Source organism: Litoribrevibacter albus (assembly GCF_030159995.1).
GTDB classification, from domain to species: domain Bacteria; phylum Pseudomonadota; class Gammaproteobacteria; order Pseudomonadales; family Litoribrevibacteraceae; genus Litoribrevibacter; species Litoribrevibacter albus.
The window spans coordinates 1-15,730 of the sequence record NZ_BSNM01000007.1; the positions used below are offsets into that span (position 1 = coordinate 1).

At 44.7% G+C, this 15,730-nt stretch carries 13 protein-coding genes and 1 tRNA gene; all 14 read left to right on the forward strand.

Annotated features, from left to right (window positions below; genetic code table 11):
* Positions 1-416 (forward strand): EF-Tu C-terminal domain-related protein (locus QQL66_RS05770; protein ID WP_348524833.1); only part of this gene is annotated, 416 nt, incomplete at its 5' end.
* 38 nt (positions 417-454) lie between these two features.
* Positions 455-530, forward strand: a tRNA-Trp gene (locus QQL66_RS05775).
* 24 nt (positions 531-554) lie between these two features.
* On the forward strand, positions 555-923 hold the full coding sequence (secE, locus tag QQL66_RS05780) for a preprotein translocase subunit SecE (RefSeq protein WP_284379836.1): 369 nt from the start codon (positions 555-557) through the stop codon (positions 921-923).
* An 8-nt stretch (positions 924-931) separates the two neighbouring features.
* Positions 932-1,465 (forward strand): transcription termination/antitermination protein NusG, encoded by a 534-nt coding sequence (nusG, locus tag QQL66_RS05785; protein WP_284379842.1) that lies wholly within the window; start codon positions 932-934, stop codon positions 1,463-1,465.
* A gap of 46 nt (positions 1,466-1,511) precedes the next feature.
* The gene (gene rplK / locus QQL66_RS05790) at positions 1,512-1,940 is read left to right on the forward strand and encodes a 50S ribosomal protein L11 (RefSeq protein WP_284379844.1); all 429 of its coding nucleotides are present in this window, start codon (positions 1,512-1,514) and stop codon (positions 1,938-1,940) included.
* Positions 1,941-1,942: 2 nt separating this feature from the next.
* Entirely contained in the window at positions 1,943-2,641 is a 699-nt protein-coding gene (gene rplA / locus QQL66_RS05795) for a 50S ribosomal protein L1 (protein WP_284379847.1), read from the forward strand.
* A 204-nt stretch (positions 2,642-2,845) separates the two neighbouring features.
* Entirely contained in the window at positions 2,846-3,340 is a 495-nt protein-coding gene (gene rplJ / locus QQL66_RS05800) for a 50S ribosomal protein L10 (RefSeq protein WP_284379850.1), read from the forward strand.
* Positions 3,341-3,424: 84 nt separating this feature from the next.
* Entirely contained in the window at positions 3,425-3,796 is a 372-nt protein-coding gene (rplL, locus tag QQL66_RS05805; RefSeq protein WP_284379852.1) for a 50S ribosomal protein L7/L12, read from the forward strand.
* Between the two features lie 138 nt (positions 3,797-3,934).
* Positions 3,935-8,068: a DNA-directed RNA polymerase subunit beta gene (gene rpoB / locus QQL66_RS05810; RefSeq protein WP_284379855.1), complete on the forward strand. Its 4,134-nt coding sequence runs from the start codon at positions 3,935-3,937 to the stop codon at positions 8,066-8,068.
* Positions 8,069-8,135: 67 nt separating this feature from the next.
* Positions 8,136-12,344 (forward strand): DNA-directed RNA polymerase subunit beta', encoded by a 4,209-nt coding sequence (gene rpoC / locus QQL66_RS05815; RefSeq protein ID WP_284379857.1) that lies wholly within the window; start codon positions 8,136-8,138, stop codon positions 12,342-12,344.
* Positions 12,345-12,467: 123 nt separating this feature from the next.
* Positions 12,468-12,842 carry a 30S ribosomal protein S12 gene (rpsL, locus tag QQL66_RS05820; protein ID WP_284379860.1) on the forward strand — a complete coding sequence of 125 codons (375 nt, stop codon included), beginning with the start codon at positions 12,468-12,470 and terminating at the stop codon, positions 12,840-12,842.
* A gap of 123 nt (positions 12,843-12,965) precedes the next feature.
* On the forward strand, positions 12,966-13,436 hold the full coding sequence (gene rpsG / locus QQL66_RS05825; protein ID WP_284379863.1) for a 30S ribosomal protein S7: 471 nt from the start codon (positions 12,966-12,968) through the stop codon (positions 13,434-13,436).
* A gap of 33 nt (positions 13,437-13,469) precedes the next feature.
* Positions 13,470-15,581, forward strand: a complete 2,112-nt coding sequence (gene fusA / locus QQL66_RS05830) for an elongation factor G (protein ID WP_284379866.1) — start codon at positions 13,470-13,472, stop codon at positions 15,579-15,581.
* A gap of 21 nt (positions 15,582-15,602) precedes the next feature.
* Positions 15,603-15,730 (forward strand): GTP-binding protein (locus QQL66_RS05835; RefSeq protein WP_284379395.1); only part of this gene is annotated, 128 nt, incomplete at its 3' end.

Genomic DNA, 15,730 nt, shown 5'->3' on the forward strand with positions numbered 1-15,730 from the left:
CTGGTGTTGAAATGTTCCGTAAGCTGCTTGACGAAGGTCGTGCAGGTGAGAACTGTGGTATTCTTCTTCGTGGTACTAAGCGTGATGAAGTTGAGCGTGGTCAAGTATTGGCTATCCCTGGTTCAATTACTCCGCACACCAAGTTTGAAGCAGAAGTATATGTGTTAGGTAAAGATGAAGGTGGTCGTCACACACCATTCTTCAAAGGTTACCGTCCGCAGTTCTACTTCCGTACAACTGACGTAACTGGTTCTTGTGAACTACCTGATGGCGTAGAAATGGTTATGCCTGGTGATAACGTTCAGTTGTCTGTAACTCTAATTGCTCCAATTGCGATGGACGAAGGTCTACGTTTCGCGATCCGTGAAGGTGGTCGTACAGTTGGTGCAGGTGTTGTTGCAAAGATTGTTGAATAATGTATAATATGCCCCTCTCTTGAAGAGGGGTTAAATTTAGGCCAGTAGTTCAATTGGTAGAGCGTCGGTCTCCAAAACCGAAAGTTGGGGGTTCAAGTCCCTCCTGGCCTGCCATCTTCTCTCTCCGTTAGCGCGCACATGAATTCAAATATCGAAACTCAAAGATCTCCACTTGACGTAGTTAAGTGGGTTTTAGTTGCAGCGGTAGTGTCTGCTGCAGTCGTAGGAAATGCAATCTATAGCGATGAGTCATTGCTTTATCGCGTTATTGCTGTGTTGGTTCTTTCTGCTGTTGCTATTGGTGTTGCTTTAACGACCGAGCATGGAAAGCGTTTTTCTCAATTTGTACGCATGTCGTGGGCTGAAGTTAAGAAAGTCGTATGGCCTACAAGAGAAGAAACCCGTCAAACCACAATTATTGTAATTGTTGCTGTTTTGATTGTGGGTGTGATTTTGTACTTCTTGGACATGTTGTTTGGTTGGCTTGTTAAGTTACTTATTGGTTAGAGGTTGATATGTCTAAGCGTTGGTATGTGGTTCAGGCTTACTCTGGCTATGAAAAGAGAGTGATGAACTCTCTGAAAGAACAGGTTGAACTTAAGGGGATGCAGGATTTCTTTGGTGATATCTTGGTTCCTACTGAAGAAGTTGTTGAGATTCGTGAAGGTAAGAAGCGTAAGAGTGAGCGTAAGTTCTATCCTGGTTATGTTTTGGTGAACATGGAGATGAACGATGAGACGTGGCACTTGGTTAAGAGTACTTCGCGAGTTCTAGGTTTTATTGGTGGTACGGCTGATAAGCCTGCGCCGATTACTCAGCGTGAAGCTGATGCTATTCTACAGCGTGTTGAGACGGGTGCTAGTAAGCCGCGTCCTAAAACGTTGTTTGAAGCGGGTGAGGTTGTTCGTGTTAATGATGGCCCATTTGCTGACTTTAATGGTGTTGTTGAAGAAGTGGATTATGAGAAGAGCAGAGTTAAAGTTTCTGTTCTTATCTTTGGTCGCTCTACTCCGGTGGAGCTAGAGTTTGGTCAGGTTGAAAAGACCTGATAAGTAATCGGGGAGCCGAAAGGCGTTTGCACCCTTAGGAGTATATATGGCTAAGAAAGTTGAAGCTTATATCAAGCTGCAAGTTGCAGCTGGTCAAGCAAACCCAAGTCCGCCGGTTGGTCCTGCACTAGGTCAGCATGGTGTGAATATCATGGAATTCTGTAAGGCGTTTAATGCTGCGACTCAAAAGCTTGAGCCAGGCCTTCCAGTTCCTGTTGTTATCTCTGTATATAATGATCGTTCATTTACGTTCATTACTAAAACTCCACCTGCAGCAGTATTGCTGAAGAAAGCAGCTGGTCTTAAGAGTGGTTCGGCGCGTCCTAACACTGACAAAGTTGGTAAGGTTACACGTGCTCAGTTGGAAGAAATTGCAACTGCTAAAGAGCCGGATCTAACTGCTGCAGATATGGATGCTGCTGTACGTACTATCGCTGGTACTGCTCGTAGTATGGGTCTAGAGGTGGAGGATTAATCATGGCTAAGCTAACAAAACGCGCTAAGTTGATCGCTGAAAAAGTAGATGCTAACAAGCAATATACTGTAGAAGAAGCGGTTGCTATCCTCAAGGATTTGTCTTCATCGGTGAAATTCACTGAGTCTGTAGATGTTTCTGTGAATCTAGGTATTGATGCACGTAAATCAGACCAAAACGTTCGTGGTGCTACTGTATTGCCTAACGGTAACGGTAAAACAGTTCGTGTTGCTGTCTTCACTCAGGGTGAAAATGCTGAGAAAGCAACTGCTGCTGGCGCAGACGTAGTTGGTATGGATGATCTTGCAGCTGACGTTAAAGCGGGCAACATGAACTTTGATGTTGTTATCGCGACTCCGGATGCAATGCGTGTGGTTGGTCAGTTGGGTCAGATTCTTGGTCCTCGTGGTCTTATGCCAAACCCTAAGGTTGGTACTGTAACTCCAGACGTAGAAACTGCTGTTAAGAACGCAAAAGCAGGTCAGGTTCGTTACCGTAACGACAAGGCGGGTATCATTCACACTGGTATCGGTAACGTTACATTTGATGCGGCTCAAATTCAGGGTAACCTTGAAGCGCTTCTTGCAGATCTTAAGAAAGCAAAACCTGCTTCTGCGAAAGGCGTATACATGAAGAAAGTTACTCTTTCTTCAACTATGGGTCCTGGCTTGACAATTGATCAGGCGACTCTAGAGCTTTAATCAAAAGCGAAAGAATTTAAAGAACTTTGGGGTCCTGGCTGTATGGCCGGGACTATCAAAGACCGTAGGTGCTTTAACTAATGTTATGTAGTCTTTAGTTTTTGCTTAATTTCCTACGCAGATGGTGTGTTCCCCTTCAGAATACTGAATTGTCACACCTAAGTTAGCTCTTCGGAGCATTCATTAACTTTTAGGAGTTAAATTGTGGCTTTAGGACTTATTGATAAAAAAGCAATTGTTGCTGAAGTCCAGGAAGCTGCTCAGTCAGCTCAGTCAGCTGTAGTTGCTGATGCACGTGGTGTATCTGTAACTGATATGACTGCTTTGCGAAAAGAAGCTCGTGAAGCCGGTGTTTGGATGCGTGTTGTACGTAACACATTGGCAAAACGTGCCGTAGAAGGTACGGAATACGAGTGTTTGACTGAAAACTTCGTTGGCCCAACTTTGATTGCATTTTCTACTGAGCACCCAGGTGCTGCAGCGCGTATCTTTAAAGATTTCGCGAAGAAAAATGAAAAATTCGAAGTTAAGGCGGCGGCATTTGAAGGTAAAGTAGCGGATGTAAACCTACTTGCAACCTTGCCGACATACGACGAAGCGATCGCAAAGCTAATGAGCGTGATGAAAGAAGCAGCCGCTGGCAAACTGGTTCGCACAATTGCTGCGATCCGCGATCAGAAAGAACAAGAAGCAGCTTAATACGTTATCTAAGATTTTTACGTATTTTCTGTTTAGAACTAATTTATCGAGCGAAAGCTCCATTAATGATTCCGGGATAATATTATGTCTCTTACTAAAGACGATATCATCAATGCAGTTGCTGAAATGTCTGTAACTGATGTTGTTGAATTAATTGAAGCAATGGAAGAAAAATTCGGCGTTACTGCAGCGGCAGCAGCAGTAGTAGTAGCTGGCGGTGACGCTGGCGGTGCAGCTGAAGAGAAAACTGAATTCGACGTAGTACTTACAGGTGCTGGTGAGAAGAAAGTTAACGTAATTAAAGCAGTTCGTGCAATCACTGGTCTTGGCCTGAAAGAAGCTAAAGCAATGGTTGATGGTACTCCTGCAACTGTTAAAGAAGGCGCTTCTAAAGAAGACGCTGAAGAAGCTAAGAAGCAGCTTGAAGAGGCTGGTGCATCTGTTGAGATTAAATAATCTCGACTTAGCGCATAAAAGCTCTATAGTAAAGCTGGCTGGCGGCATTTTGTCGCCGGCCTTTTACCGTTTATAAAGAACTGAATTGTTAGTGTTAGCGCACTATTGCGATAGCTGGTAAAAGAGCTGAGGATCATAATGGCTTACTCATACACCGAAAAAAAACGAATTCGGAAGGACTTCAGTAAAGTACCTCCGGTTATGGATGTGCCGTACTTGTTGGCAATCCAACTGGATTCTTACAAGAAGTTTTTGCAGGCAGACGCAGATGCGTCCACAAGAATGGAAATGGGCCTGCACGCAGCATTCAAATCTGTATTTCCCATTGTCTCTTTTTCTGGGAATGCAGCGTTGGAATACGTTAGTTATCGGTTAGGCAAGCCTGTATTCGACGTAAAAGAGTGTGTGCTTCGTGGTATTACTTATTCTGCACCACTTAGAGTTAAAGTTCGTCTAATTATCTATGATAAAGAATCGTCAACTAAGGCGATTAAAGATATTAAAGAACAAGAAGTGTACATGGGTGAAATGCCACTCATGACAGAGAACGGTACTTTCGTTATCAATGGTACTGAGCGTGTGATCGTTTCTCAGTTGCACCGTTCTCCTGGTGTGTTCTTTGATCATGACAAAGGTAAAACGCACTCTTCTGGTAAGTTACTGTATTCAGCTCGCATTATTCCTTACCGTGGTTCATGGTTGGATTTCGAGTTTGATCCGAAGGATAACGTATTCGTTCGTATCGACCGTCGTCGTAAATTACCTGCGACGATTCTTCTTCGCGCTTTGGGTTACGAAGCTGAGGAAATGTTAGACAACTTCTTTGATACCGCTGAATATGAGTTCAGAAAAGATGGTGTCTATCTGAAGTTGGTTGCTAATCGTCTTCGTGGTGAGACAGCAACTTTTGATATCTTAGATGAGAAGGGCGAGCTAGTTGTTGAAACTGGTCGTCGTATTACCGCTCGTCACATTCGTACCATGGAGAAATCAGGTATTGAGTGGATGAAGGTGCCTGTTGAGTATCTGTGCGGTAAAACTGTTGCGAAAAATATGATTCATCCTGCAACAGGTGAGATTCTTTGCGAATGTAACACTGAGATCACGATGGAATTGCTTGAGACATTTGCTCAGGCTGGCGTGACTTCAATCGAAACACTATATACAAATGATTTGGACTGTGGGCCTTTCATTTCAGAAACGCTACGTGTTGATCCTACTCGTAATAAGCTGGAAGCATTGGTAGAGATCTACCGTATGATGCGCCCTGGTGAGCCGCCAACCAAAGAAGCTGCTGAAGCTCTTTTCCATAATTTGTTCTTCACTGACGAGCGTTATGACTTATCAACTGTAGGTCGTATGAAGTTCAACCGTCGTTTAGGTCGTGAAGAGACGGTTGGTGATGGTATTCTTTTTGATGGTACTTACTTAGAAGAAGAGGGTGACAGACCTTCTGATATCGTTGATGTTCTAAGAACATTGATTGATATTCGTAACGGTAAAGGCTCAGTTGATGATATTGATAACTTGGGTAACCGTCGTATCCGTTCTGTTGGTGAAATGGCAGAAAACCAATTCCGTGTAGGTTTGGTTCGTGTAGAGCGTGCTGTACGTGAGCGTTTGAGCTTGGCTGAATCTGAAGGTCTGATGCCACAGGATTTGATCAACGCTAAGCCAGTAGCTGCTGCGATCAAAGAATTCTTTGGTTCTAGCCAGTTGTCACAGTTTATGGATCAGAACAACCCATTGTCTGAAGTAACGCATAAGCGTCGTGTTTCAGCATTAGGTCCTGGTGGTTTGACTCGTGAGCGTGCTGGATTTGAGGTTCGAGACGTACACGCGACTCACTATGGTCGTGTTTGTCCAATTGAGACGCCTGAAGGTCCGAACATTGGTTTGATTAACTCGCTGTCCACTTATGCTCGTACTAATGAATACGGTTTCTTGGAGAGTCCTTATCGTAAAGTAGTAGATGGTGTTGTAACTGAAGACATCGAATATCTATCTGCTATCGAAGAAACTGAGCAAGTTATTGCACAGGCAAACGCAGAATTAGATGGCGATAACCGTCTTGTTGATGAATTGGTAACCGTTCGTCATAAAGAAGAAACGACGGTTATGGCACCGGAAAAAGTAACCTACATGGACGTGTCTCCACGTCAGGTTGTATCTGTTGCGGCTTCCTTGATTCCATTCCTAGAGCACGATGATGCTAACCGTGCATTGATGGGATCGAACATGCAACGTCAGGCAGTGCCTACGCTAGTTGCAGAAAAGCCAGTGGTTGGTACTGGTATGGAGCGTTATGTAGCGCGTGACTCTGGTGTTTGTATCATTGCTAACCGTGGTGGTGTGATCGAGAGTGTTGATGCGTCTCGTGTTGTTGTTCGTGCGAACGATGAAGAGACGGCTGCAGGTGAGGCGGGTGTAGATATCTACAACCTGACTAAATACGTTCGCTCAAACCAAAATACGTGTATCAATCAGCGTTCTGTTGTTCGTCCTGGTGATGTGGTAGCACGTGGTGATGTTCTGGCTGATGGTCCATCTGTTGATCTTGGTGAGTTGGCACTTGGGCAGAACATGCGTATCGCGTTTATGCCTTGGAATGGTTACAACTTCGAGGATTCGATCCTTGTATCTGAGCGTGCTGTTCAAGAAGATCGCTTTACAACGATTCATATTCAGGAATTAACCTGTATTAGTCGTGATACCAAGCTAGGTTCTGAAGAAATTACTGCGGATATTCCTAACGTAGGTGAATCTGCATTAGCCAAGCTGGATGAATCAGGTATCGTTTATGTGGGTGCTGAAGTAGGCCCTGGTGATATCTTGGTTGGTAAAGTTACGCCTAAAGGTGAAACTCAGTTAACTCCGGAAGAAAAGCTTCTTCGTGCAATCTTTGGTGAGAAAGCATCTGATGTTAAAGATACTTCTCTTCGTGTGAAAACGGGCACCAAAGGTACGGTTATCGATGTTCAGGTGTTTACACGAGATGGTGTGGAAAAAGACCAGCGTGCATTGGATATCGAGAAAGCTCAGCTTGATGAGTACCGTAAAGATTTGATGGCAGAGTTTGCCATTGTTGAACGTGCAACGTTTGAACGTCTAAGTTCTGCATTGGTTGGTCAGGAAATTATTGCTGGCCCAGGTATGAAGAAAGGCGATTCATTGACTCAGGAATATCTTGATAATCTTCAGCATGATCAGTGGTTTAAACTGAACATGGCAGAAGAGTCATTGAATGAACAGCTTGAAGCTGCCCAGGATTACCTGAAGAACCACCGTAAAGAACAAGACGAGAAGTTCGAAGATAAGAAACGCAAGATCCAAACAGGTGATGATTTGGCACCTGGCGTACTTAAAATCGTTAAGGTCTATGTTGCTATTAAACGTCGTATTCAGCCTGGTGATAAGATGGCTGGTCGTCACGGTAACAAGGGTGTTATCTCAGCTATTATGCCTGTTGAGGACATGCCTCATGACGAAAATGGCGAGCCAGTAGATATCGTTCTAAACCCGCTGGGTGTACCGTCTCGTATGAACGTTGGTCAGATCCTTGAAATGCACTTGGGTATGGCGGCGAAAGGTCTTGGTGTTCGAATCAATGAGATGCTTCAGGAAGAACGTGATCGTCTTGAAAAGATTCAAAATCTTCGCGATTTCTTGAAGAAAGTCTACAACACTGATGTTGCTGGTAACGTTCCTGCTCGTAATGAAGATATTGACTCTCTTACAGATGAAGAGGTTCTAGAGCTTGCAGGTAACCTGACTGGTGGTGTGCCTATGGCTACGCCTGTGTTTGATGGTGCAAAAGAAGCTGAAATCAAGCATATGTTGGAGTTGGCTGGTCTACCTGAAAGTGGTCAGTTCACAATGTTCGATGGTCGTACTGGTCAGAAGTTTGATCGTAAAGTGACCGTTGGTTACATGTACATGCTGAAACTAAACCACTTGGTTGACGATAAGATGCATGCTCGTTCAACAGGTTCGTACAGCTTGGTAACCCAGCAACCTCTTGGTGGTAAAGCACAGTTTGGTGGTCAGCGCTTCGGGGAGATGGAAGTGTGGGCACTAGAGGCATACGGTGCAGCATATACACTGCAAGAAATGCTTACAGTTAAGTCGGATGACGTGAATGGTCGAACTAAGATGTATAAGAACATCGTGGATGGCGACCACAGAATGGAACCTGGAATGCCGGAATCGTTTAACGTTCTGGTGAAAGAGATCCGTTCTCTTGGCATCGATATCGAACTGGAAACCGAATAATTAACTGAGTATTAACGTGAGTCCTCAGTTAGCACTGGGGCTCATAAAGCTAAATGAGGCTTTATAAATGAAAGACCTATTAGGCTTGCTAAAAAATCAAGGCCAATCTGACGAGTTTGATTCGATTCGTATTGGCTTGGCATCGCCAGAAATGATTCGTGCGTGGTCCTATGGTGAGGTTAAGAAACCTGAAACCATTAACTATCGTACTTTTAAGCCAGAACGTGAAGGTTTGTTCTGTGCCAAGATCTTTGGTCCGATTAAGGACTATGAGTGCTTGTGTGGAAAATACAAGCGTATGAAACACCGCGGTATTATCTGTGAGAAATGTGGTGTTGAAGTAACGCTTTCTAAAGTTCGTCGTGATCGTATGGGTCACATTGAGCTAGCTAGCCCTGTTGCCCATATTTGGTTCCTGAAGTCTTTGCCATCTCGTATCGGTATGCTTTTGGACATGACGCTTCGTGATATCGAGCGTGTGCTTTATTTTGAATCCTTCGTGGTTGTTGAACCAGGCATGACGACGCTTGAAAAAGGTCAAATGCTGAATGACGAAGAGTATTTTGAAGCGTTAGAGCAATTTGGTGATGATTTTGATGCTCGTATGGGTGCTGAAGCAATCCAGTACTTGCTACAAGATATGGACTTGGAACAAGAAGTTTCTGAGATCCGTGAAGAGATCCCTCAGACTAACTCAGAAACAAAGCTTAAGAAATTAACCAAGCGTCTGAAGTTGTTAGAGTCATTTGTAAAATCAGGTAATGAGCCAGGCTGGATGATCCTTGAGGTTCTTCCTGTTCTTCCACCTGATTTACGTCCATTGGTGCCTCTTGATGGTGGTCGTTTTGCAACGTCTGATCTGAATGATCTGTATCGTCGAGTGATTAACCGTAACAACCGTTTGAAGCGTCTATTAGAGCTGAATGCTCCGGATATTATCGTTCGCAACGAAAAACGTATGCTTCAAGAGTCTGTTGATGCGTTGCTGGATAACGGTCGCCGTGGTCGTGCTATTACTGGTTCTAACAAGCGTCCATTGAAATCTCTTGCTGATATGATTAAAGGTAAGGGCGGTCGTTTCCGTCAGAACCTTCTTGGTAAGCGTGTAGATTATTCTGGTCGTTCGGTAATTACCGTAGGTCCTCAGCTGCGTTTGCATCAGTGTGGTCTTCCTAAGAAGATGGCACTTGAATTATTTAAACCATTTATCTTCTCTAAGTTAGAGCTTCGTGGTCTTGCTACTACTATTAAAGCCGCTAAGAAGATGGTTGAGCGTGAAACAGCTGAAGTTTGGGATATTCTTGCTGAAGTTATTCGTGAACACCCAGTATTGCTAAACCGTGCACCAACTCTTCACCGTTTGGGTATTCAGGCGTTTGAACCTCAGTTGATTGAAGGTAAAGCTATCCAGCTTCATCCATTGGTTTGTGCGGCGTATAACGCTGACTTCGATGGTGACCAGATGGCTGTACACGTGCCGCTGACTACTGAAGCTCAGCTAGAAGCACGTGCTCTAATGATGGCAACCAATAACGTGTTGGCGCCAGCGAATGGTGAGCCGATTATCGTACCTTCTCAGGACGTTGTTCTTGGTTTGTACTATATGACTCGTGAGCGTATCAATGCTCTTGGTGAAGGCCTTGTTTTGGCTAACATCGAAGAAGCTCATCGTGCATATTGGTCTGGTCGTGCTCATTTGCAGGCTAAAGTAAAAGTTCGTATTCGTGACGTTACCGTAGATGAAGATGGTAATCGTACTGAGTTGACTGCAATTCGTGAAACAACGATTGGTCGCGCGATGTTGTTTGATATTGTGCCAGAAGGTATTTCTTACGACATGGTTAACCAGCCGATGAAGAAGAAAGCGATTTCTGCACTTCTAAACCGTTGTTACCGTGTTGTTGGTCTAAAAGATACTGTAATTTTTGCTGACCAGTTGATGTATACCGGTTTCCATTACGCAACGCTTTCTGGTTCCTCTATCGGTGTAAACGATTTCGAAATCCCGAAAGAAAAAGCAAGTATTGTTGCTGCAGCTGAAGAAGAAGTGAAAGAGATTGAGTCTCAGTACGCTTCTGGTTTGGTAACGCATGGTGAAAAATACAACAAGGTTATCGATATCTGGTCTCGTGCAAACGAAGTTGTATCGACCAAAATGATGGAAAACCTTGGTAAAGAAACCGTTGTGGATCGTGAAGGTAACGAAGTTCAGCAAGACTCGTTCAACTCGGTATATATGATGGCCGACTCTGGTGCTCGTGGTTCTGCAGCTCAGATTCGTCAGCTTTCTGGTATGCGTGGTTTGATGGCCAAGCCGGATGGTTCAATTATCGAGACGCCGATTGTTGCAAACTTCCGTGAAGGTCTGAACGTACTTCAGTACTTTATTTCTACTCACGGTGCTCGTAAAGGTCTTGCCGATACCGCACTTAAGACTGCGAACTCAGGTTATTTGACTCGTCGTCTTGTAGACGTAGCGCAAGACGTTGTTGTTACCGAGCATGACTGTGGTACGGAAGAAGGCTTGATCATGACGCCGCTGATTGAAGGTGGTGATGTTGTTCTTCCTTTGGGTGACCGTGTACTTGGTCGAGTGGTAGCCCGTGATGTACTTCAGCCTGGTAGTGACGATGTTGCGATTGAGAAAGGCACACTGATTGATGAGCGTTGGGTTAAGCGTTTAGAGCATATCGGTGTGGACGAGATTATCGTTCGTTCAGCAATCACTTGTAAGACTCGTTTTGGTATTTGTGCTAGCTGTTATGGTCGCGACTTGGCTCGTGGACATTTGGTTAATCCTGGTGAGGCAGTTGGTGTTATCGCTGCTCAATCAATTGGTGAGCCAGGAACACAGCTTACGATGCGTACCTTCCACATTGGTGGTGCGGCATCTCGAGCTTCCGCTGTAGATAGTATCCAGGTTAAAAATGGCGGCACGGTTCGTCTGCGTAAGCTGAAATCTGTACAGCGTGACTCTGGTGAGTTGGTTGCAACTTCTCGTTCTGGTGAGTTGGCAATTGCTGATGAATTTGGTCGTGAGCGTGAGTTGTACAAGATTCCATACGGTGCCGTAATTAGTGTTCAGGATGGCGATGCTGTTACTCCTGGTCAGGTAGTTGCTAACTGGGATCCACACACCCACCCAATTATTTCTGAAGTGTCAGGGCGAGTACGTTTCTCTGGTATGGAAGATAAGATTACCATTGAGCGTCAAACTGACGAGCTAACAGGTCTTTCAAGTATCCAGGTAATTGATCCTAAGGATCGCCCGGCTGCTGGTAAAGATATTCGTCCGATGATTCAGTTGGTTGATGAGTCTGGCAAAGAGGTTATGTTCGCAAACTCTGATGCACCTGCTCAGTACATGCTGCCTGGTAGTGCATTAGTTAACATGGAAGATGGCGCTGAAGTACGTGTGGGTGATGTTGTTGCACGTATTCCTCAAGAGTCTTCTGGTAACAAAGATATTACTGGTGGTCTGCCACGAGTTGCTGACCTGTTTGAAGCTCGTAAGCCAAAAGAGCCTGCTATCCTTGCGGAAATCACAGGTACGATTGGTTTTGGTAAAGAGACTAAAGGTAAGAAGCGCCTTCAGATCATCCCAAATGATGGCTCTGAATCCTATGAAGTGCTTATTCCTAAGTGGCGTCAATTGAACGTATTTGAGGGTGAGCAGGTGACTAAAGGTGAGGTAATTGCCGACGGTCCTGCGAGTTCACATGACATTCTGCGTCTTTTGGGTGTAGAAGCGCTAGCACAATATATTACTAACGAAGTGCAAGACGTTTACCGTCTGCAAGGCGTTGTGATCAACGATAAGCATATTGAAGTGATCATTCGTCAGATGCTTCGTAAGGTTGACGTAGTTACTACGGGTGATAGTGATCTAATTGCTGGTGATCAAGTTGAATTGTCTGAAATTGTTCAGGTGAATCAAGACTTGGTAGCACAGGGCAAAGTACCTGCTCAATTCTCGCATGTATTGTTAGGTATCACTAAAGCTTCATTGTCTACTGACTCCTTCATTTCAGCGGCGTCTTTCCAGGAGACAACGCGCGTATTAACTGAAGGTGCAGTAACTGGTAAGCGTGACTACTTACGTGGTCTGAAAGAAAACGTTGTGGTTGGTCGTCTGATTCCTGCAGGAACTGGTTTGACTTATCACAATGAAAGAAAGCGTCGTCAGCAGCAAGACTTGGAGCCTTTCGTGGCTCCAACCCTGAATGCAGATGAAGCTGAGGAAAGATTGTCTGAAGAAATGAAGGGTATTGAATAAATACCAGTTGTTTCTAGGGCTTGACTAGGATTGCGGAGGTCATTAGACTTTCGCATCCTGAATAATGGTGGGGATACTGTCCTCACCTTTTCTTGTTTTATTAATTAATGTGGAGTTGTTTACATGGCAACGATTAATCAGTTGGTACGTAAGCCTCGTAAACGCGTTGTTGAGAAGAGTAATGTTCCTGCATTGGAAGCTTGTCCGCAACGTCGTGGTGTTTGTACCCGTGTGTATACAACCACTCCTAAGAAGCCAAACTCAGCATTGCGTAAGGTTTGCCGTGTGCGCCTAACCAATGGCTTTGAAGTGACTTCTTATATCGGTGGTGAAGGTCACAACCTGCAAGAGCATAGTGTTGTATTGATTCGTGGCGGTCGTGTTAAAGACCTTCCAGGTGTTCGTTATCACACAGTTCGTGGTAGCTTGGATACCCAAGGTGTTGCAGATCGTAAACAAGGTCGTTCTAAGTACGGTACTAAGCGTCCTAAGGGTTAATAGCCAATATTTGGTCATTAAACCTTAAATTATTGATGCTTTACTGTAGATAAGATGTAAGGCCAAGCAAATAAATTGTTGTATTAGTCTTGGGGAAACCTGAAGACCTTTGAGGACTTATCAATGCCAAGAAGAAGAGTCGCCGCAAAACGTGAAATTCTTCCAGATCCTAAATTTGGAAACACCACGTTGGCAAAATTTATGAACCATGTAATGGTTAGTGGTAAAAAATCAACTGCGGAAAAAATTGTATACGGTGCGCTAGATGTTGTTGCTGAGCGTACTAATGAAGATCCGCTAGAGTTATTCAATAAAGCGCTTGAAACAGTTCAGCCTTTGGTTGAGGTTAAATCTCGCCGTGTAGGTGGTGCAACGTATCAGGTGCCTGTAGAAGTTCGTCCAAGTCGTCGTGAAGCGCTTTCTATGCGTTGGTTGGTGGACGCTGCGCGTGGTCGTGGTGAGAAGTCAATGGCTCTACGTCTTGCAAACGAAATGCTAGATGCAGCAGAAGGTAAAGGTGCTGCAGTTAAGAAGCGTGAAGACGTACACCGTATGGCTGAAGCGAACAAGGCGTTCTCGCACTACCGCTTCTAAGATATTTGTGCTTCTAAATAGCAGGAGAATCACGTGGCACGATCAACCCCCATTAATAGATATCGCAATATTGGTATTTGCGCGCACGTAGATGCTGGTAAAACTACCACAACAGAGCGTGTGCTTTTCTATACTGGTATTTCACATAAGATTGGTGAAGTACATGATGGGGCTGCAACCATGGACTGGATGGAGCAAGAGCAGGAGCGAGGTATTACCATTACCTCTGCTGCGACGACTTGTTTCTGGAAGGGGATGGCTCAGCAGTTTGACGAGCATCGCATTAACATCATTGATACACCGGGACACGTTGACTTCACCATTGAAGTAGAACGTTCTTTGCGGGTGCTGGATGGTGCAGTTGTTGTTCTATGTGGTTCTTCTGGTGTTCAGCCTCAGACCGAAACGGTCTGGCGTCAGGCGAACAAATATGAAGTTCCGCGCATGGTCTTTGTTAACAAAATGGACCGTGCCGGAGCTGACTACCTTATGGTGGTAAATCAGCTTAAAGACCGTTTAGGTGCGGTAGCTGTACCATTGCAAATTAATATTGGTGCAGAAGATGAATTCGCCGGTGTGGTGGATTTGATCAAAATGAAGGCGATCATGTGGAATGAAGCAGACATGGGCGCTACCTTTGAGTTGGTTGATATTCCTGCTGAGTTGCAAGATGAAGCGGAAGAGATGCGTGAGCAGTTGGTTGAGGCTGCTGCTGAGGCCTCTGAAGAATTGATGGATAAGTACCTGGAAGAGGGTGCTTTATCAGAAGAAGAAATTAAGCAGGGTATTCGTCAGCGTACACTGGCTAACGAAATCGTACCTGTGCTATGTGGGTCTGCATTTAAGAATAAGGGTGTGCAGGCTGTGTTGGATGCTGTTATTGAGTATTTACCTTCGCCTACTGAAGTTAAGGCGATTGAGGGGCATCTAACAGACAATGATGAAACGCTTGCAACTCGTACCTCGAGTGATGATGAACCATTTGCTGCGTTGGCTTTTAAGATCGCTACGGATCCGTTTGTTGGTACTTTGACATTTTTCCGTGTTTATTCTGGCGTTCTTAGTGGCGGTGATAGTGTTCTTAACTCTGTTAAGGGTAAGAAAGAGCGTGTCGGTCGTATGGTGCAGATGCATGCGAACAGCCGTGAAGAAATTAAAGAAGTACGAGCGGGTGATATTGCTGCTGCCGTTGGTCTTAAAGATGTGACGACAGGTGATACGCTTTGTTCTATTAATGCACCTATTGTACTTGAAAGAATGGACTTCCCTGAGCCGGTTATCTCGGTAGCAGTGGAGCCTAGATCAAAGGCTGATCAGGAAAAAATGGGTATTGCGTTAGGTAAGTTGGCGCAAGAAGATCCTTCCTTTCGTGTAGAGACGGATGAGGAAACTGGTCAGACAATTATTTCTGGTATGGGTGAATTGCACCTGGATATTATTGTAGATCGGATGCGCCGTGAGTTTAGTGTAGAGGCTAACGTTGGTGCGCCTCAGGTGGCATACCGTGAAAAAATTCGTGCAACTGCAGAGATTAACCATAAGTTCGTTCGCCAGTCTGGTGGTCGAGGGCAGTATGGTCATGTTGTTGTTCGATTCGAGCCAGCAGAAAACCCGGATTCAGAAGTTCTGGAGTTCGTAAATGAGATTGTTGGGGGTGTGGTTCCTAAGGAATACATTCCGGCAGTTGAGAAGGGTATTCAGGAACAGTTGAAAAATGGTGTCTTGGCAGGCTACCCATTATTGGGTGTTAAGGCGACATTGATTGATGGTTCTTACCATGATGTTGACTCGAATGAGATGGCGTTTAAAATTGCGGCGTCTCAAGCGACAAAACAGCTTTCTTCTGAAGGTGATCCAGCATTGATGGAGCCTATGATGAAGGTTGAAGTTGTTACTCCTGAGGACTACATGGGCGATGTGATGGGTGATCTCAATCGTCGTCGTGGGCTAGTTCAGGGAATGGAGGATTCTCCTTCGGGTAAAGTTATTAATGCTGAAGTTCCACTTTCGGAAATGTTCGGTTATGCAACAGATCTGCGTTCTGCGACGCAAGGTCGTGCGACTTACTCAATGGAATTTGCAAAATATGCTGAAGCGCCAGCAAATATTGCAGAAGAAGTTATTAAGAAAAATTTTGGCGAATAATTAACTTTGAGGTAATTAAAAGTGGCAAAGGAAAAGTTTGAACGTTCCAAACCGCACGTTAACGTTGGTACTATCGGTCACGTTGACCACGGTAAAACAACTCTAACTGCAGCATTGACTCGTGTATGTGCTGAAGTATTTGGTGGTGC

What these genes read in the sequence shown, in the direction of transcription:
- secE (WP_284379836.1), top strand. Translation starts at nt 555, where the DNA reads ATGAATTCAAATATCGAAACTCAAAGATCTCCACTTGACGTAGTTAAG.
- rpsL (WP_284379860.1), top strand. Translation starts at nt 12,468, where the DNA reads ATGGCAACGATTAATCAGTTGGTACGTAAGCCTCGTAAACGCGTTGTT.
- rpoB (WP_284379855.1), top strand. Translation starts at nt 3,935, where the DNA reads ATGGCTTACTCATACACCGAAAAAAAACGAATTCGGAAGGACTTCAGT.
- rplL (WP_284379852.1), top strand. Translation starts at nt 3,425, where the DNA reads ATGTCTCTTACTAAAGACGATATCATCAATGCAGTTGCTGAAATGTCT.
- rplA (WP_284379847.1), top strand. Translation starts at nt 1,943, where the DNA reads ATGGCTAAGCTAACAAAACGCGCTAAGTTGATCGCTGAAAAAGTAGAT.
- rpsG (WP_284379863.1), top strand. Translation starts at nt 12,966, where the DNA reads ATGCCAAGAAGAAGAGTCGCCGCAAAACGTGAAATTCTTCCAGATCCT.
- rplK (WP_284379844.1), top strand. Translation starts at nt 1,512, where the DNA reads ATGGCTAAGAAAGTTGAAGCTTATATCAAGCTGCAAGTTGCAGCTGGT.
- rpoC (WP_284379857.1), top strand. Translation starts at nt 8,136, where the DNA reads ATGAAAGACCTATTAGGCTTGCTAAAAAATCAAGGCCAATCTGACGAG.
- nusG (WP_284379842.1), top strand. Translation starts at nt 932, where the DNA reads ATGTCTAAGCGTTGGTATGTGGTTCAGGCTTACTCTGGCTATGAAAAG.